Source organism: Nocardioides sp. Root140, assembly GCF_001426745.1.
GTDB lineage: Bacteria > Actinomycetota > Actinomycetes > Propionibacteriales > Nocardioidaceae > Nocardioides.
Window position 1 is genome coordinate 112,691 of the sequence record NZ_LMFI01000015.1, and the last position, 17,453, is coordinate 130,143.

General features: G+C 70.7%; 18 protein-coding genes. 12 read left to right on the forward strand and 6 right to left on the reverse strand.

What is annotated here, in order from left to right:
- Positions 1-61: 61 nt before the first annotated feature.
- On the reverse strand, positions 62-829 hold the full coding sequence (locus ASD30_RS23715; protein WP_056688059.1) for an IclR family transcriptional regulator: 768 nt from the start codon (positions 827-829) through the stop codon (positions 62-64).
- 198 nt (positions 830-1,027) lie between these two features.
- On the opposite strand from ASD30_RS23715, the gene ASD30_RS23720 reads away from it, so the two are divergent.
- Positions 1,028-2,626, forward strand: coding sequence for an ABC transporter substrate-binding protein (locus ASD30_RS23720; protein WP_056688061.1), 1,599 nt, complete (start codon positions 1,028-1,030; stop codon positions 2,624-2,626).
- Between the two features lie 61 nt (positions 2,627-2,687).
- Complete coding sequence (locus ASD30_RS23725; protein ID WP_056688064.1) at positions 2,688-3,527, forward strand: SDR family NAD(P)-dependent oxidoreductase; 840 nt, start codon at positions 2,688-2,690, stop codon at positions 3,525-3,527.
- Between the two features lie 103 nt (positions 3,528-3,630).
- On the opposite strand, the gene ASD30_RS23730 is transcribed toward ASD30_RS23725, so the two are convergent.
- The 3 genes from ASD30_RS23730 to ASD30_RS23740 are packed head-to-tail and all read right to left on the reverse strand — an operon-like array spanning position 3,631 to position 5,752.
- A complete protein-coding gene (locus ASD30_RS23730; protein ID WP_056688067.1) occupies positions 3,631-4,407 on the reverse strand; it encodes an SDR family NAD(P)-dependent oxidoreductase in 777 nt (258 codons plus the stop codon).
- On the reverse strand, positions 4,404-4,898 hold the full coding sequence (locus ASD30_RS23735) for a nuclear transport factor 2 family protein (protein WP_056688070.1): 495 nt from the start codon (positions 4,896-4,898) through the stop codon (positions 4,404-4,406). Before ASD30_RS23735 ends, ASD30_RS23730 begins: the two co-directional genes overlap by 4 nt.
- Positions 4,898-5,752: an LLM class F420-dependent oxidoreductase gene (locus ASD30_RS23740; RefSeq protein ID WP_056688074.1), complete on the reverse strand. Its 855-nt coding sequence runs from the start codon at positions 5,750-5,752 to the stop codon at positions 4,898-4,900. The genes ASD30_RS23735 and ASD30_RS23740 overlap by 1 nt, the downstream gene beginning before the upstream one ends.
- 171 nt (positions 5,753-5,923) lie before the next feature.
- On the opposite strand from ASD30_RS23740, the gene ASD30_RS23745 reads away from it, so the two are divergent.
- Positions 5,924-6,817, forward strand: a complete 894-nt coding sequence (locus ASD30_RS23745) for an IclR family transcriptional regulator (protein ID WP_056688077.1) — start codon at positions 5,924-5,926, stop codon at positions 6,815-6,817.
- A 91-nt stretch (positions 6,818-6,908) separates the two neighbouring features.
- Here ASD30_RS23745 and ASD30_RS23750 read toward each other — a convergent pair whose 3' ends face one another.
- Entirely contained in the window at positions 6,909-7,484 is a 576-nt protein-coding gene (locus ASD30_RS23750) for a flavin reductase family protein (protein WP_082564140.1), read from the reverse strand.
- A gap of 89 nt (positions 7,485-7,573) precedes the next feature.
- A complete protein-coding gene (locus ASD30_RS23755) occupies positions 7,574-8,176 on the reverse strand; it encodes a TetR/AcrR family transcriptional regulator (RefSeq protein ID WP_056688269.1) in 603 nt (200 codons plus the stop codon).
- Between the two features lie 115 nt (positions 8,177-8,291).
- Between ASD30_RS23755 and ASD30_RS23760 the strand changes: the two genes are divergently transcribed.
- The 9 genes from ASD30_RS23760 to ASD30_RS23800 all read left to right on the forward strand — a co-directional run bounded on the left by ASD30_RS23760 (position 8,292) and on the right by ASD30_RS23800 (position 17,448).
- On the forward strand, positions 8,292-9,452 hold the full coding sequence (locus ASD30_RS23760; RefSeq protein ID WP_056688080.1) for an acyl-CoA dehydrogenase family protein: 1,161 nt from the start codon (positions 8,292-8,294) through the stop codon (positions 9,450-9,452).
- Entirely contained in the window at positions 9,449-10,420 is a 972-nt protein-coding gene (locus tag ASD30_RS23765) for a bifunctional MaoC family dehydratase N-terminal/OB-fold nucleic acid binding domain-containing protein (protein WP_056688083.1), read from the forward strand. The genes ASD30_RS23760 and ASD30_RS23765 overlap by 4 nt, the downstream gene beginning before the upstream one ends.
- Positions 10,420-11,550, forward strand: a complete 1,131-nt coding sequence (locus tag ASD30_RS23770; RefSeq protein ID WP_056688086.1) for an acyl-CoA dehydrogenase family protein — start codon at positions 10,420-10,422, stop codon at positions 11,548-11,550. The genes ASD30_RS23765 and ASD30_RS23770 overlap by 1 nt, the downstream gene beginning before the upstream one ends.
- On the forward strand, positions 11,547-11,972 hold the full coding sequence (locus ASD30_RS23775; RefSeq protein WP_056688089.1) for a MaoC family dehydratase: 426 nt from the start codon (positions 11,547-11,549) through the stop codon (positions 11,970-11,972). The genes ASD30_RS23770 and ASD30_RS23775 overlap by 4 nt, the downstream gene beginning before the upstream one ends.
- The gene (locus tag ASD30_RS23780) at positions 11,969-13,141 is read left to right on the forward strand and encodes a lipid-transfer protein (protein WP_056688091.1); all 1,173 of its coding nucleotides are present in this window, start codon (positions 11,969-11,971) and stop codon (positions 13,139-13,141) included. Before ASD30_RS23775 ends, ASD30_RS23780 begins: the two co-directional genes overlap by 4 nt.
- Positions 13,138-13,938 carry a MaoC/PaaZ C-terminal domain-containing protein gene (locus tag ASD30_RS23785; protein ID WP_056688093.1) on the forward strand — a complete coding sequence of 267 codons (801 nt, stop codon included), beginning with the start codon at positions 13,138-13,140 and terminating at the stop codon, positions 13,936-13,938. The genes ASD30_RS23780 and ASD30_RS23785 overlap by 4 nt, the downstream gene beginning before the upstream one ends.
- Before the next feature lie 98 nt (positions 13,939-14,036).
- Positions 14,037-15,221, forward strand: coding sequence for an acyl-CoA dehydrogenase family protein (locus ASD30_RS23790; protein WP_056688096.1), 1,185 nt, complete (start codon positions 14,037-14,039; stop codon positions 15,219-15,221).
- 52 nt (positions 15,222-15,273) lie between these two features.
- Positions 15,274-16,191 (forward strand): VOC family protein, encoded by a 918-nt coding sequence (locus tag ASD30_RS23795; RefSeq protein WP_056688099.1) that lies wholly within the window; start codon positions 15,274-15,276, stop codon positions 16,189-16,191.
- 69 nt (positions 16,192-16,260) lie between these two features.
- Entirely contained in the window at positions 16,261-17,448 is a 1,188-nt protein-coding gene (locus tag ASD30_RS23800; protein ID WP_056688104.1) for a hypothetical protein, read from the forward strand.
- The last annotated feature ends 5 nt before the right edge of the window (positions 17,449-17,453 follow it).

The following is a 17,453-nucleotide window of genomic DNA, read 5'->3' on the forward strand; positions in this document are numbered from 1 at the left end:
GCTGTGGCCACGGCGTCGCCGGGGCGGCGTACGACGACCCGGGTGAACGGACCAGCAGGGGTCAGCGGCGGCCGGTCCAGCCGGGAAACATCGCCAGGCTGATCTGGCGGGCGGCCCGGGCCACCTGGGGAGCCAGCGCGTCGAGGCGGAGGTGTCGACGACTCGCCACTCCGATCGCCCCGATCGCACCCGCGGGCGAGAGGATCGGTGCCGCGACCGCGTTGATGCGCATCGGGCAGTTCTCGGCGGGGGACTGGACGATGCCGTGGCGGCGACGTGCCGCATCGAGCTGCTGGTGCAGGCTCGGGAGTCGTTGGGTCCGGTTCTCCTGCGCGAGCAGGACGTCGACCTGCTCCGGCGGCAGCCCGGCCAGCAGCACCCGCCCACTGACTCCACGGTCGGCGGCGATCCGCTTGCCGACACCGGTGACCGGGATGCTGTTGCGCAGGGGCCCGCCGATCTTGTCGAGGTAGTGCACCCGGCCTCCTTCGAGCACCCCGAGGTGGGCCACCGCACCGGTGGCCTCGTGCAGGTCGTTGAGCGTGTCGGACGCTGCCGCGCGCAGGGTGGCGTGGGTCTGGGCCTGGGCGCTGAGGGCCAGCACCCGCGGGCCGAGTCGGTAGCCGCAGACGGCGTGCTCGAGCCAGCCGAGGTCGACGAGCTGGGTGACCAGCCGGAACGCGGTCGAGCGGGGCAGGCCGGTGGCTTCGGTGATGTCTTCGAGGAACATCACCTCGGGTCCGTCGACGAAGCTGTCGAGGATCCAGGTCAGACGTTCGGCGACCCCCGGTCGGGGTGTGGGTGTCGGTTCGATCTGCAGCACGCTCATGGGGTGCCCTCCGTTTCCTCCCGAGGTCTTGAAACCTAGCACTTGCTTGGTCTGGTTGTCGCCGGGTTTCGGCTGCGGCTCTCGCTGGGTGGGAGTGGTCCGGGCGCTCCGGCCGACGGGTTGCTTTGCTGCAGGCCGGGCTGCCCGCACGAGGCGTGGATCCCTGGCAGTGGAAGGAAGTCCATTCGTATGACATCAATGAAGATCCGCGCGCGGCGCCAGCTGGGCGGCGTTGCCGCACTGGTGCTGACCGCGGCCATGTTCACGTCGTGCGCCTCGGGCGACGACGGGGAGAAGAAGCACGGCGACGCCGCGACCTACGAGACCGGCCTGGTGAACATCGCCGACGCCGGCGACCCGAAGCAGGGCGGCACGCTCACCTTCGGCGCCTATTCCGAGCCCGCGGTGCTCGACCCGGCCGAGACGATCGTGGCCGGCTCGACCGGTGGTCTCGAGATGTCCGCGATCTACGACGTGCTGATGCGCTGGAACAGCGCCGACAACACGGTGCAGCCGCAGCTCGCCGAGAGCCTCGAGCACAGCGCCGACTACAAGACCTGGACCCTCAAGCTGCGCGACGGCGTGAAGTTCAGCGACGGTACGGCGCTCGACGCCGCCGCGGTGAAGTTCAGCATCGAGCGCTACGTGCGCCTGGGCGCCGACGAGGCGATGCTGTGGAGCGACAACGTGAAGTCGGTCTCGGCGACCGACCCGTTGACGGTCGAGTTCGAGCTCGCGACGAAGTGGCCCAGCTTCGACTACATGCTCACGACCGGGCCGGGCATGATCGTCGCCAAGTCGGCCGGCGAGGGCGAGAAGTTCAAGCCGGTCGGTGCAGGCGCCTTCACCTTCGCCTCGCACAAGACAGCGGAGAGCATCGAGCTCAAGGCCAACAAGGACTACTGGGGTGGTGCGCCCAACCTCGACGGCATCAAGGTCGTGTTCCTCAACGACCCGAGTGCGACGTACGACTCGTTCAAGTCCGACGAGCTCGACGCGGCCTTCACGCGCGAGCCCGACCTGGTCGACGAGGCCGTGCAGGCCGGACAGAGTGGCTTCCTCAACATGGTCTCCCTCGGCAGCGTGGCCGTGATCAACGGCCAGGAGGGGCACCCGGGCAGCGACCCACGGGTGCGCCAGGCGATGCACATGGCGATCGACCCGAAGGTGATCGCGGACCGGTCGTACGGCGGCGCCGGGCTGCCGAGCAACGAGGTCTTCCCGAGCTCGTCGGTGTGGCACACCGACGTGAAGCCACTGCCCTACGACCCGGACGCCGCCAAGAAGCTGGTCGCCGAGGCCAAGGCCGACGGCTTCGACGGCAAGGTGACCTACCTCGACGCCTCCGACGCGGCCTCGAAGGAGACTGCGCTGACCGTCAAGGCGTTCCTCGAGGCGGTCGGGCTCACGGTCAAGCTCGACCTGGTCTCGAACGTGCAGGAGCAGATCCAGAAGGTCGCCGTCGACCGCAACTACGACGTCGCCGGGTGGGGGATCAGCTGGCGTGAGGCCGGCCCCTACGGCCGGATGTTCGCCACGCTGCACAGCGAGGGCAACCTCAACGTCGGCATGCCCACCGGTCCCGAGATGGACGCCCTCTTCGACGAGTTCCAGGCCGCCGAGACCGAGGACCAGCAGCGCGAGATCATGGGCCGCATCCAGGCGCAGTGGAACGAGCAGGTGCCGGCGCTGATCTTCAGCCCGACCGGTGAGTTCCTGATGTGGAGCAAGGACGTGCACGGTGTCGTCGACACCACCAACAGCATGGTGCTGCTCCAGGACGCCTGGATCGGCTGATCGGTGGGACCGACCCTGATGGGCAGGCCGGTCATCGTCGCGATCATCGAGCGGGTCTGACATGACTTCACCACGCAGGATCGCGCTGGTGACCGGCGCCAGTCGGGGCATCGGCCGGAGCACGGCGCTGGCCCTCGCGGGAGACGGCTTCGACGTGGCCTTCACCGCCCGCACCGTCACCGAGGGTGAGGGCTCGGTTCCGGGACGAACCACGCGGGAGGCCGGTGTCCTCCACTCGGTGCCGGGCAGCCTCGACTCGACGACTGCGGCGATCCAGGCACTCGGCGTACGGGCCCTGCCCCTGCGGATGGACCTGGCCGACCCGGCCGGTCCGGCGGCGGTCGCCGACCTGCTCCTGGAGCAATGGGGTGCGCCGACGGTGCTGGTGAACAACGCCGTGCACCACGTCCCGCACGCGCGCTTCCTCGAGCTGGACCTCGGTGACCTCCGGGACAGCCTCGAGTCGAACCTCGTGCGACAGGTGGCGTTGGTGCAGGCGCTGCTGCCGGCCATGGTCGCCGCGGGCGGAGGCATCGTCGCGAACATGTGCTCGGGGTCGGCGAGCATCGATCCACCGGGTCCTCCCGGCGAGGGCGGCTGGGGCCTGGCGTACGCCGCGGCGAAGGCTGGCTTCGGCCGGATCGCCGGTGCGGTGAACGCGGAGTTCCGTGACCAAGGCATCCGTGCGTTCAACCTCGAACCGGGATTCGTGGTGACCGAGTCGGGCCGTGCCCGGGGCGGCACCGACCAGATCGAGGCTCGTGGCTTCACCGGAGCGCCCGTCGAGGCGTCAGGCAGGGTGATCGCCTGGCTGGCGCGCTCGGGCCACGACGACCCGGAGGCCAACGCACTGCTGGGCACGGTCATCGACGCCCCGCGGCTCTCGGCGCGCCTGCCCTGAGCCGTGCGCCGCTGAGATCCCTGTAACGCGGAACATCCCAGTCACCCGGTGACTGGGATGTTCTGCGTTGTGGCTCGCGTGCTCGGTCAGGCCCGTTCCAGGCTCAGTCCGGGAGCTCGGGCGCCCAGGCCACCCCGTTGATGTGCCCGCCGCCGTCGGCGAAGATCGTGTTGCCGGTGACGTAGCGTGCGCCCTCGCTGGCCAGGAACACCGCCACGGGTGCGATGTCGGCCAGCGGGTCGCCGACGCGCCCCATCGGGTTCTGGCCGTCGACCGCTGCGGCCAGCGCGGGGTTCTCGGCCATCACCCGGTGGTACGCCGCACTCTTGGCGCCGGGAGCGATCGCGTTGACCACGATGCCGGTCGGAGCCCATTCCCGGGCCGCCGTCCGCGTCAGGGCGCGCAGCGCCTCCTTGGCCGCGTTGTACTCCAGCGTTCCCATGTGGGCGTTGATGCCGTTGAGGCTGACCATGTTGATCACCCGACCCCAGCCCGCAGCCTTCATGTGTGGGAAGGCCGCCTGCATCGCCCACAACGGACCGCGGAATCCGACGTCCAGGCCGTGGTCGATGTTCTCGTCGGTCTTGTGCTCGACCCGGGAGACAGTGGCGCGGCCCCAGGCGTTGTTCACCAGGACGTCCACCGAGCCGTGCTCGTCGAGTGCGTGGGCGACCATCGCCTCGACCTGGTCGCGCCGGCCGACATCTGTTCGCACGAAGCTGCCACCGATCTCGTCGGCCACCGCCTGTCCCTTCGTCGCGTCGAGCTCGGCGACCACCACCTTCGCGCCCTCGGCCGCGAACGCCCGTGCCACGCCGGCCCCGATGCCGTCACCGCCGCCGGTGACGATCGCGACCCTGCCCTCGAGCTGTCCGGTCATGCGCGCTTCCCATGGGCGCCCTTGACCAGCAGTGCGGGCGCCTCGGCCCGGCCGTCGAGCACCCGACTGGTCCGCTTGGCGACCAGCCAGCCGTCGCTGCCACGAACCAGCTCGAAGTGGTGCGCGGTGGCCCGGCGTACGACGAACTCGGGGTCCTTCTCGAAGTCTCCGCCGCGGTTGACGATCATCAGCGAGTGGCAGACGGCCACCGCCTCGTCGCCGGTCGCGGTGATCTTCACGGGCCCGAGGAAGTGGGCGCAGCCACCGGCGATCCAGCCCTGATGGTTCTTCGAGCGCACCATCGAGCGGATCTCGTCGCGGCCGTTCATGGTGATCTCGTCGACGTCGTAGACGCCGTCCTCGGTCCACTGGGCGGCGACGTCGTCGGCGGCCCCGCCGTCGACCAGCGGTCCGTAGGTCGCGATCAGCTCGGCGATCGCCTCCTTGTCCTCGAGGCGGCGCAGGCGTTCTTCCAGTGCGGCGACGTCCATCAGATCTCCTTCGCGAGCACGGCCAGGGCTTCCAGCTGCTCGACGTAGTGGCCGGCCGACGTGGCGTCGATCGCCGTGCTCACCACGGTGGCGCCGGCCTCCAGCACGCGCGCCACCTGGTCCCCGGTGCGCTCGGGCTCTCCGATCGGGTCCAGCGGTCGTCCGGCACTCAGCGAGACCTGGAAGTCGTCGGGGAGGTCGGCGTCGGCCAGCATCCGGGTGAGGTCGTCGAGGGAGAGGCCGAAGGGCACCCACCCGTCGCCCAGGGTCAGCGCGCGGCGCAGGGAGCGCGGCGTACGCCCGCCGATCCACAGCGGCAGGTGCTCCTGGATCGCGTGCGGTTCGATGACCAGGTCCTCGAAGTCGAAGTGCGAGCCGTGGTAGGTCGGCGTACGACGACCCAGGCTGGCCCGCAGGGCCTTGAGGGCGTCGTCGGCGATGGCGCCGCGGCCCTCGAAGGTGGCGCCGAGCAGGTCGAACTCCTCCTGGAGCGACCCGACGCCGAGGCCCAGCACCACCCGGCCCCCGGAGACGAGGTCGAGGGTGCCGTAGCGCTTCGCGATCTCCAGCGGGTGGTGGTAGCCGAGCACCAGCACCTGGGTGACCAGCCGGATGTCGGTGGTGCGGGCGGCGAGGTAGCTGAGGGTGACCAGCGGGTCCCAGTACGTCGCGCCGCGCTGCTCGGCGACCCCGGTCGGGACCGCCACGTGCTCGCTGCAGGTCAGGTGGTCGAAGCCGAGCCGGTCCGCGGCCTCGGCGATCGTGGCGAGCTCGGCGATGCCGGCTGCTGCCTCCCAGTCACTGTGTGCTCCGGGATTTGCGGTCACGATCGGGCTGACGATGCCTATGCGCATGGGCTCTCCTGACACGCGGTGGGGTGGTTGCTGCGGATGCTGCCACCGGTCAGCTCGGCCGGGTCCGGGCCTCCCGGTGAACGGAACTTCGCGAAGGGCTTGTCCTTGTGGCTGCGGTCACCTAGAATTCATTTCAGTTTGGGGGATCCGTTCTGCAAGGGAGTGGCGCACATGTCTGCTGTCGAGAGTGTCGAGATGCCGGCCAAGGCCGATCGCGAGCTGCCGCCGTCGATGGTCGAGCGGATGACGCTGATCCTTGATGCGTTCACCGGGCCGACGACGCGCCTGACGCTCGAGCAGATCGCCCGCGCCACGCACCTGCCGCGCTCGACCGCGCACCGGATCCTCGACCAGCTCGTCAAGCTGGCCTGGCTCGACCACACGAGCTTCGGCTACGCACTCGGCTCGCGCTCGCTGACGCTGGGCGCCACCGGCGACCGCGGCATCAACGACCTGCGCACCGAGGCTGCGCCGATGCTCCACGACCTGATGGTGCGCACCGGTCTCGTGGTCCACCTGGCGGTTCTCGACCAGGGCCAGGTGCACTACCTCGACAAGATGGGCGGCCGCTTCGCCGGCGCCGTGCCGTCGCGGGTCGGAGGACGGGCCCCGGCCCACTCGACCGCGCTGGGCAAGGCGATGCTGGCCTGGCTGGAGCCCGAGACCGTCGACGAGATCGTCGGCGAGGAGCTCGACCGCACCACCCGCAACACCATCGGCAACCTGAACACGCTGCACCAGGAGCTGCACCGCATCCGGTCGCGCGGTGGTCTGGCCTACGAGCGCGGCGAGTGCTTCACGAACATCGCCTGCGTCGCCGCTGCCGTGCGTGACGCCGACGGTCCGATTGGTGCGATCTCGCTGGTCGGTGACTCCCAGGCGCCGCTCGAGCGAGTGGCCGGGCTGGTGGCAGCCGCCACCCGCGAGCTCTCTCAGGCCCTCTCGCCGCAGCTGGCCAAGCCGGTGCGCCCGCGTCGTCGTACCGACGGCCTCGTCCCCGAGCAGACCTGGTCGCCCGAGACGATGGGCCGCCTGATGGCCGCCGGTCGCAGCAGCTGGATGTGACGCGACCCGCGTCCTTTTGATGCGCGAGCCGTGGGTTTTTGATGCGCGAGCCGCGTGCTTTTGATGCGCGAGCCGTGGGTTCTTGCGGTCCTCAGCCCCAGCGGATGCCGTCGCCCCACGTGAGCATGGAGGCGGGCGTCGCGTCGTGGTGGCTCTGTGCCCGCTCGTCGAAGTCGGTCCCGAACGCGCCGCGGTAGAAGATCATCGGCCGCTCGTAGCCGTCGTACTCGAGCTCGCGGACCCGGCCGATCACCACGTCGTGGTCGCCGGCGACGTGGACGTCCTCGATCTCGCAGTGCACCCGCAGCATCACGCCCGGCAGGGACGGGGCGCCCCAACGCGACAGCTCCCAGTCGAGATCCTCGAAACGGGTGCCGCGGCTCGAGCCGAAGCGGGCGCACAGCTCGGACTGGGCCTCGCCGAGCACGTTCACGCAGAAGCGCCCGGTCTTCTGGATCCGTGGCCAGCTGCGGCCGCCGTGGTCCGCGCAGAAGAGGATGAGCGGCGGCTCGAGCGAGACCGAGGCGAAGGACTGGCAGGCGAAGCCGACCGGCCCGTCGCTGTCGATACCGGTCACGATGGTCACCCCGGAGGCGAAGATGCCCATCGCGGCGCGCATGTCCCCGGAGGTGGGCGTGGTGTCGGTGGGGCGGACGTCGGTGCTCATGCCTCGAATCATCCGGAGTCGGAGGGCCGTGTGTCCGACCAATCCCGGTCAGTGGCCGCTCGTCGCGCGGGAATGCCTCGGCGCAGGCCTCAGCGGATGAGCTGGTGGGTGGCCTCGTCGAGGATCCGGACCACCTCGTCGACGTCGCGTCCCGCCGCGACGCCGATCATCGCGCCGAGGAACATCATGCTGAGGATGCGGGAGGCCGACTCGATCTCCTCGTCGGTGTGGTCGCCGACGTCGCCGGCGCGCAGGGTCTCGCCGATCCAGCGGGCGCGTTCGGGGCCGAACCCGACCGGTCCGTCGAGGGCGGTGAGTGCCGGCGCGCTGGCGACGTACGCCCGATAGAGGGCCTGGTAGAGCAGCGGCTTCTCTCCTGCCTGGCGCATGACCCGGCGGAACACCGCGCTCAGCCGGGCCGCCGGGGTCTTCTCCCGCGGGCGGCGCTGGCGGACGCCCTCCGTGGACCGCTCGCCGAGTGTCATCAGCGCCTCGACCAGGAGCTGGTCCTTGGAGCTCGCGTGCTGGTAGACGGTCGGGACCGAGACGCCGGCGCGCGCGGCCACCTGGCGGATGCCGGCCGCGTCGTACCCGCCCTCGGTGGCGAGCTCGATCGCGGCGTCGATCAGGCGCTCCCGCGTCGCGGCACGCGCGGGCGAGAGGACGTTGCGTACGACGCGGTGGGCAGTCATGCCGGTCACTCTAACCGGGTTCACTCCCGCTGAATAGACATGTGGTTGACACGTGTCTATTCAAGTGTCAATCTGCACGAGTGGGCCCACGACCGGGCCCGGAATCAGGAGTGTCATGGACCTGCGTGAGACCCCCGCCCAGACGGCGCTGCGCCAGGAGCTGCGGGCCTACTTCGCCCAGCTGCTGCCCGACGACGAGCGCCGCGCGGTCGGCGAGGCCGGAGCCGGCGGCGACCGGTTCCGCGAAGTCGTCAAGATGCTCGGCCGGGACGGCTGGCTCGGCGTCGGCTGGCCCACCGAGTACGGCGGGCGCGGCCTGGGCGCGGACGAGCAGTTCATCTTCTACGACGAGATCCAGCGCGCCGGCGTGCCGTTCCCGCTGGTCACGATCAACACCGTCGGCCCGACGCTGATGCAGTTCGGCACCGAGGAGCAGAAGCGCAAGTACCTCCCCGGCATGCTCACCGGCGACATCGTCTTCGCGATCGGCTACACCGAGCCGAACTCCGGCACCGACCTCGCCTCGGTCTCCACCCGCGCGGTCGTCGACGGCGACGACTTCGTGGTCGACGGCGCCAAGATCTTCACCACTGGCGGCAACACCGCCGACTATGTCTGGATGGCCTGTCGCAGCGACCCCGAGGCGGCCAAGCACAAGGGCATCTCGATCCTGATCGTGCCGTGCGACGACCCGGGCTTCAGCTGGAGCCCGATCAAGGCCGTCGGCGGGATGACGGTCACTGCGACGTACTACAGCGGTATCCGGGTGCCGTCGACCGAGCTGGTCGGCGAGCTCCATGGCGGCTGGCAGCTGATCACCGCCCAGCTCAACCACGAGCGCGTCGCCCTCGCCGCCCTCGGCGGCCGGATGATCCAGCTCTGGGAGCAGACCCTGGCCTGGGCCAAGGGCAACGGCGTGATCGAGCGACCGTGGGTGCAGCAGGAGTTCGCCCGCACCCACGCCAAGCTCGAGGCGATGCGGTTGATGAACTGGAAGCTGACCGCGGCCGTCGGCGACGGGTCGCTGCGCGGCGAGACCGCCGGCGCCGCCAAGACCTACGGCACCGAGACGCACATCGACGTGCAACGCACACTGACCCAGATCATCGGCGCGGCCGGCCGGATCCGTCCGGGCTCGGAGGGAGCCGTGCTGCACGGCCAGGTCGAGCAGCTGTCCCGCCAGGGCATCGTGAACACGTTCGGCGGCGGGGTCAACGAGGTGCTGCGCGACATGGTCGCCACGGTCGGGCTCGGCATGCCGAGGGGCAAGCGATGAGCGCCGGGACGTCGTACGACGACAGGCAGTACGACGAGCGCTTGGAAGCCTTCATCGGCCGCGTGCTGAACGAGCGCACCCCCGGGCAGGACCCGGTCAACGTGCCGATGATCCGGCACTGGGTCGAGGCCATGGAGGTCGCCAACCCGGTGCACCTCGACGCCGACGCCGCCCGGGCCACCGGGCGCGACGACGTGGTCGCCCCGGCCTCGATGATCCAGGCCTGGACGATGCGCGGGTACGCCGCCACGGTGCGCCCGCAGGCAGCGGCCGGCGGCTTCCAGGAGCTGATCGCCCTGCTCGACGAGGGCGGCTACACCTCGGTGGTGGCCACCGACTCCGAGTTCGACTTCGTGCGCGAGGTGGTGCCCGGCGACGAGATCTCCGTGGAGGAGGTCGTCGACTCGATCTCGCCCGAGAAGGCCACCGGCCTGGGCGTCGGGCGCTTCGTGACGACGATGAAGACCTACCGCGACGGTGCCGGCGAGGTGGTCGCCACCCAGCGCTGGCGCACCCTGCGGTTCAAGCCCGCCGCCAAGGTCGAGCCCCGCGCCGAGCGCCCGAAGCCGGCGATCAACCTCGACAACGCCTTCTGGTTCGAGGCGGCGCGCGAGCGCCGGCTCGTGGTGCAGCGCTGCACCTCGTGCGAGTCGCTGCGGCACCCACCGGGGCCCGAGTGCCCCGAGTGCCAGTCGTTCGAGTGGGACACCGTCGAGTGCTCGGGCCGCGGCACGCTCTACTCCTACGTCGTCGCCCATCACCCACGCCACCCCGCCTTCGACTACCCGCTGTTGATCGCGGTCGTCGAGCTCGAGGAGGGCACCCGCCTGATCACCAACCTGACCGGTGTCACTCCCGAGGACGTCACGATCGGCATGCCGCTCGCCGTCCAGTGGATCGACGACGGACCCGACCTGACCCTGCCGGTCTTCGGCCCGGCAGCGCCCGAACCCACCGAGGAGAGCTGATGGACTTCAACCTCGACGAAGAGCTGATCGACGTCCAGGGCCTGGCCCGCGACATCTTCGACGGCCGCGCGGCGACCGACCGGGTCCGCGAGGTCGAGGCCACCGCGACCCGCGTCGACGACGTGCTCTGGGGAGACCTGGCCAAGACCGGGCTGCTCGGCCTCGCGCTGCCTGAGGAGTACGGCGGCGCCGGGCTCGGCCTCGACGCGGCATGCGTCGTGCTGGAGGAGCAGGGCCGCCACGTCGCGCCGGTGCCCCTCTGGTCGGCCGTGGTCGCAGCACTCGCCGTCGCCCGCGACGGTTCACCGGCCCAGCGTGACGCGCTGCTGCCCGGTGCCGCGGACGGGTCGCTGCGCCTGACCCTCGCCCTCGAGGAGTTCGACGGCGCCGCGCCCTCGGCGCCCACGACCACGGCCACCCGTGCCGCTGACGGCTGGCTGCTCAACGGGGTCAAGGCCGTCGTGCCCACCCCCGGCGGCGCCGACCACGTGCTGGTCTCGGCGACCACGCCCGACGGCGCCGGGCTGTTCCTGGTCGCCAACACCGACCTGGCCTGGGAGCAGGCCGAGACCACGAGCCTCGACCTGGCCGGCACCCTGACCCTCACCGACACCCCGGCCGAGGCGCTCGGCGAGCCCGGTGGTCGGGCGCTGGCTGCCGCGCTGCGTCAGGCCGCCCTCGCCCTCGCCGCCGTCCAGGTCGGCGTCGCGGACGGCGCCATGCGCCTCGCCGCGTCGTACACCTCGACCCGCGAGCAGTTCGGTCGCCCGCTCGGGTCGTTCCAGGCCGTGCAGCACCAGCTCGCGGACTGCTGGATCGACGTCGACGCGATGCGCGTGACGCTGTGGCAGGCGCTGACGGATGACGCCGACGCGGGCAACGGCAACGGCAACGGCAATGAGGCCGGCGCCGACCGCTCCGCGCTGGTGGCCAAGTGGTGGTGCGACCAGGCCGGCCTCGACGTCGTCCACCGCGTGCAGCACGTGCACGGCGGGATCGGAGTCGACGTCGACTACCCGGTGCACCGGCACTTCCTGTGGGGCAAGCAGATCTCCAGCACCCTGGGCGGATCCTCGGCGGCACTGGCCGACCTCGGCGCCCTGCTGGCCGTCGAGGAGGTCACCTCATGAGTCTCGCACCCACACGTACGCCGAGCTCGGTCACCGTCGGCGATGACCTGCCCGAGCTGGCGATTCCGCTGACCCGCACGCTGATCGTGGCCACCGCGATCGCCAGTCGCGACTACCAGGACGTCCACCACGACCCGGGCCTCGCGGTCGAGCGCGGCTCGAAGGACGTCTTCATGAACATCCTCACCAGCAACGGGCTGGTCGAGCGCTACGTCGCCGAGTGGGCCGGACCGGCCGCGCGGGTGAAGAAGATCAAGATCCGGCTCGGCGTGCCCAACTACCCGGGAGACACCATGACGATGAGCGGCTCCGTCACCGCCGTCGACGACCGGTTGGTCACCGTCGACGTCAAGGGCATCAACAGCCTGGGCCCGCACGCGACCGGCTCGGTCGTCGTGGAGCTTCCGGAGGACGCAGCATGAGCGGGCTTTCGGGCGCGACCGCGATCGTCGGCATCGGTGCCACCGAGTTCTCCAAGGAGTCCGGCCGCAGCGAGCTGCAGCTGGCCTGCGAGGCGGTCACCGCCGCCATCGCCGACGCGGGCCTGAAACCCTCCGACGTCGACGGCCTGGTCACGTTCACCGCCGAGTCGAGCTCCGAGATCCATGTGGCCCGCAACGTCGGCATCGGCGACTTCAGCTTCTTCTCCCGGGTCGGGTACGGCGGCGGCGCCGCGTGCGGCACGATCGCCCATGCCGCGGCCGCGATCCATGCGGGCCTCGCCGACGTGGTGGTCTGCTGGCGGTCGTTCAACGAACGCTCGGGGGAGCGCTACGGACTCGGGCAGGCCAGTCGCCCGATGGACACCAACGCCGACCGGGCGGCGTACTCCTGGATGACGCCGTACGGCCTGTCCACGCCGGCCCAGTGGGTGGGGATGTTCGCCCAGCGCTACATGCACGAGTACGGCGCCACGTCGGAGGACTTCGGCCGCATCTCGGTGATCGACCGGGCCCGCGCGGCCACCAACCCGAAGGCGCACTTCTTCGGTCGGCCGATCACCCTCGAGGAGCACCAGGCCTCGCGCTGGATCGCCGAGCCGCTGCACCTGCTCGACTGCTGCCAGGAGACCGACGGCGGCCAGGCGCTCGTGCTGGTCTCGGCCGAACGCGCGAAGGACCTGCCGAACACTCCGGCGTACGTGCTCGGCGCGGCCCAGGGCGCGGCCGACGACCAGCACATGATGACCTCCTACTACCGCCCCTCCATCTCGGGAATCCCCGAGATGGGCCTGGTCGGCGACCAGCTGTGGCGGCAGAGCGGGCTGCGCCCGACCGACATGGGCGCCGCGATCCTCTACGACCACTTCACCCCGTTCGTGCTGACCCAGCTCGAGGAGCTCGGCTACTGCGGGCGCGGCGAGGCGGCCGACTACATCTTGGACGGGCACCTCGAGCTCGACGGATCTCTCCCGCTCAACACGCACGGGGGCCAGCTCGGCGAGGCCTACCTGCACGGCATGAACGGCATCGCCGAGGCGGTCCGGCTGGTCCGCGGCACCTCGGTGAACCAGCCGCGCACCGTCGAGAACGTGGTGGTCACCGCCGGCACCGGCGTACCGACCAGCGGCGTGATCGTGGGCGTGGCGTGAGCGACGCCGGCGACTGGGCGGGCCGCGACCTGGGAGAGCGGCAGGTGTCGTACGACGAACGCGATGCGATCCTCTACGCACTGGCCGTCGGCGCCCCCGCCGATGACCTCGACCTGGTCTTCGAGGAGCGGCTCCGGGTGCTGCCGACCTTCGCGTTGACCCTGGCCCAGTGGGCACCCGACGCGCTCGGCTCGGCCGGCGCCTTCGACATCCGTACGGCGGTGCACGGGGCCCAGCGCCTCGACGTACGCGCGCCCCTGCCGCGTGCCGGGTCCTTCACGATGAGCGCTTCTGTGGCGAACGTGTGGGACAAGGGGTCCGCCGCGGTCTTCGAGGTGGCCGTGGAGAGCGAACACTTCGTGGCGACCTGGTCGCTGTTCGCCCCCGGCGCCGGCGGGTTCGGTGGCCAGCGCGGACCCTCGTCGCCGGCCGCTCCCGCTGCCCCGGACCTGCAGCTCGAGGTGCCCACCCGGCCCGAGCAGGCCGCGCTCTACCGCCTGCTCGGCGACCGGCACCACATGCACGTCGACCCGGCCGCGGCACAGGCCGCCGGACAGCCGAGGCCGTTCCTGCACGGCTTGTGCTCCGTGGCTGCCGTGACGCTCCCACTCGCCGCCTCGCTCGGTGCCCACCCGGCCGACCTGACCAGCCTGTCGGCGCGATTCGCCGGGCCGGTCTTCCCCGGCGACGTGCTCTCCGTCGGGGCCACTGTCGATCGGGCGGCGGCTTCAGCTTCGTTCACGGCCACGGTCGGCGACCGCGCGGTGCTGACCGGCTGCTCGGCCGCCTTCGCCTGACCTTCCTGCGCATCGTCCCGATCAGCGGGAGCCCGCGGCACGCCCCGCGGCACCGGCTGTGATCTTTGGTGGGAGGCACCACCAGAGAAGAGGCCAGGATGACCAACACCGTGCTCGACGCCGTCGAGGCCCACGCCGAGGAGTTCGCTGCTCTCGGCCCGGAGAACGAGAAGCTCGGCCGGTTGACCGACCGCACCGTCGAGCTGCTCCGTGAGACCGGGGTGATCCGGATGCTCCAGTCCGCGAAGTACGGCGGCGCCGAGGCGCACCCGCGCGACTTCGCCGAGGTGGTCATGCGCCTGGCCTCACTCGACGGCTCCACCGGCTGGGTGGCCGGCATCGTCGGCGTGCACCCGTGGGAGATGTCGATGTGCGACCCCCGCGTGCAGGAGGAGATCTGGGGTGAGGACCACGACACGTGGATCGCCTCGCCGTACGCCCCGATGGGGGTGCTGCGCCCGGTCGAGGGCGGCTACATCTTCAACGGGCACTGGCAGTTCTCCTCGGGCACCGACCACTGCGACTGGATCTTCCTCGGCGCCTTCCTGGGCGACGAGGAGGGCAACACCCTCATGCCGCCGAAGAACTACCACGTGATCCTGCCGCGCTCCGACTACGAGATCGTCGAGGACTCGTGGGACGTCGTGGGCCTGCGCGGCACCGGGTCGAAGGACGTCATCGTCAAGGACGCGTTCATCCCCGAGCACCGCGTCGTCGAGTTCGCCAAGTTCCTCGACGGCTCGCAGCCGGCCGAGTCCGGCCACACCGACCCGAGCTTCCACATCCCGTTCACGACCGCGTTCCCGCTGGGCATCACGTCGGCCGTGGTCGGCATCGCCGAGGGCGCGCTGGCCGCCCACCTCGCCTACCAGAAGACCCGCGTGCAGATCACCGGGACGAAGGTGAAGGACGACCCCTACGTGCTGTTCGCGATCAGCGCTGCGGCCGAGGAGATCAAGGCGTCGCGGACGGCGATGCTCGACAACGTCACCCGCTTCTACGACAAGGCCGCCGCGGGCGAGGAGGTCACGTTCGCCGAGCGCGCCGCGTCCCGTCGTACGCAGGTGGCCGCTGCCTGGCGCGCGGTGCGGGCCATGGACGAGGTCGTCGCCCGCTCGGGCGGCAACGGCCTGCGCATGGACAACCCGATCCAGCGGTTCTGGCGTGACGGCCACATGGGGCTCGCCCACGCGATCCACGTGCCCGGCTCCGTCTTCCACGCCACCGCACTGACCGACATCGACATCACGCCGCCGCCCGGCCCGATGCTGTCGATGATCTGACCCACCACCCTCACTCCGCCGCACCCTCCCGCACCTGACGAAGGACGAAGCCATGACCCACATCCGCCAACTGGGCTACCTGAAGGTCCAGAGCCAGGACATCCCGCGGTGGCGCGAGCTGACCGTCGACTGCCTGGGAATGCAGGAGACCACCGGGCCCGACGAGAACGGCCTCTACTTGCGCATGGACGAGCGCGCGGCCCGCCTGGTCGTCGTACCGGGGGAGTCCGACAAGGTGCTCGCCGTGGGCTGGGAGGTGCGCGACCAGTTCGCGCTCGCCGCCGTCGGCCGTGCCGTCGAGGCCTCCGGGATCGGCGTGAAGGTGCTCAGCCAGGAGGAGTGCGACGAGCGTCGCGTCGAGGCCGGCGTGTTCTTCGAGGACCCGGCCGGGACGCCCGTGGAGGTCTTCTTCGGGCCCGTCCTCGACCACAGCCCGGTCCTCACCGGGCACGCGCAGAAGTTCGTCACCGGTGACCAGGGCCTGGGGCACGTCGTGCTGCCGACCACGGTCGCCGAGGAGACGGTGGACTTCTACACGGAGGTGCTCGACTTCCTGCCACGCGGCGCGATCCGGCTGGGCGGGCTCGACTCGCCGCCGCCCGTGCGTCGGGTGCGCTTCCTCGGCGTCAACCAGCGTCACCACAGCCTGGCGGTCTGCCCGGCCCCGCACGGCGAGGCGCCCGGTCTGGTGCACCTGATGATGGAGGTCGACTCGCTCGACGCCGTCGGCCGGGCGCTGGACAAGGTGAACAAGGCCGGCTTCTCGCTCTCCTCGACCCTGGGTCGGCACACCAACGACAAGATGGTGTCGTTCTACGTGCGCGCGCCCGGCGGCTGGGACCTCGAGTACGGCTTCGAGGGCATGCTCGTCGACGAGTCCTACTACACCGCCGAGGAGATCACCGCCGACTCCTACTGGGGCCACGACTGGTCGGGCTCCGAGCCGCTGGCGGCGTTCACGACCCCGTGACGGGGACCTGCAGGACTCCTGACGCCATGCTTTCGTCAGTCACATCTCACGCAGTTGAAGGGATCTCCCATGGGCGCCGATGAACTCGCAGACAGCTTCGACGGCTTCCTGGGGACCATCGGCCGACTGGCCGGCGAGCTGCGGGACGACGAGCTCTACTCGTCACCGGAGAACCGTGCCAGCGCCCACAGGTTCCTGCTGGGGATGACGATCGCCCGGCTCGAGGAGCACGTCCTCTTCGAACCAGACTTCCCGTTCTTCCGGGTGCTCGACACCCGGATCCGTGAGGGCGGCGACAACAGTGACCAGCGGTACCTGATCTCCCGGTTGAACCCGGGGGAGACCTACCGGATCTGGGGCACGCTCGGAGACGCGCAGCGACTCGAGGTCCAGATCTATGCCGGGGACCCCTACCTCGGCTCCGGCCGGATGGCGTCCTACCTGGCGGCCGAGGATCTCAAGGTGAGCGAGGACGGCACCTTCGAGGTGATCGCGTCGTCGGTCGAGCAGCCGGGCAACTGGTTGGAGAATCCGGCCGACGCGACCCGCGTCCTGGTGCGCCAGATCTACAGCGACTGGGCGTCCGCGGCGACTCCGGGGGAGGTGCACATCGACCGGGTGGGTCACGAGGGTGACCTGCGTCCCGCCTTGCAGCCTGACGACCTGGCCGCGCGTCTGCGCGAGGCCACCTCCGACCTGGTCGCGCAGGCGCGCGCCTGGCCGGCGTTGGTGAAGAAGGGCTACCTCGACGCGTCGCCGAACACCCTGTCGGAGCCGTTCGACCCCGGGTCCCGCGGCGGCGTGCCGGGACGATGGATGGTCCGGGGAAACTTCGCCTTCGGTGACGACGAGGCGATGGTGATCACCGCCTGGCCGGGTTCGGGCGACTACCAGGGGATCCAGCTCCTCGACCCGTGGTTCTCCTCGCTGGAGTACGCGAATCGGCAGACCAGCCTCTCGGGCGACCAGGCGCACCGCGACGCGGACGGCGCCTACCGGTTCGTGGTCAGTGCCCGCGATCCAGGGGTCCCGAACTGGCTCGACACCATGGGTCTGGTTCAGGGAGTCATCCTGATGCGCTACGACGGGTCCACGACCCCGGACTTCCCGGAGGACGAGCATCCACGGGCGGTCACGGTGAAGATCGACGCGCTCGGCGACGTGCTGCCGGCAGACACTCCGAGGTTGGGTCCGGAGGACCGCGCCCAGGAGATCGCCGTACGCCGCCGGCACGTCCAACAGCGTTTCGGCAACTGACCGAG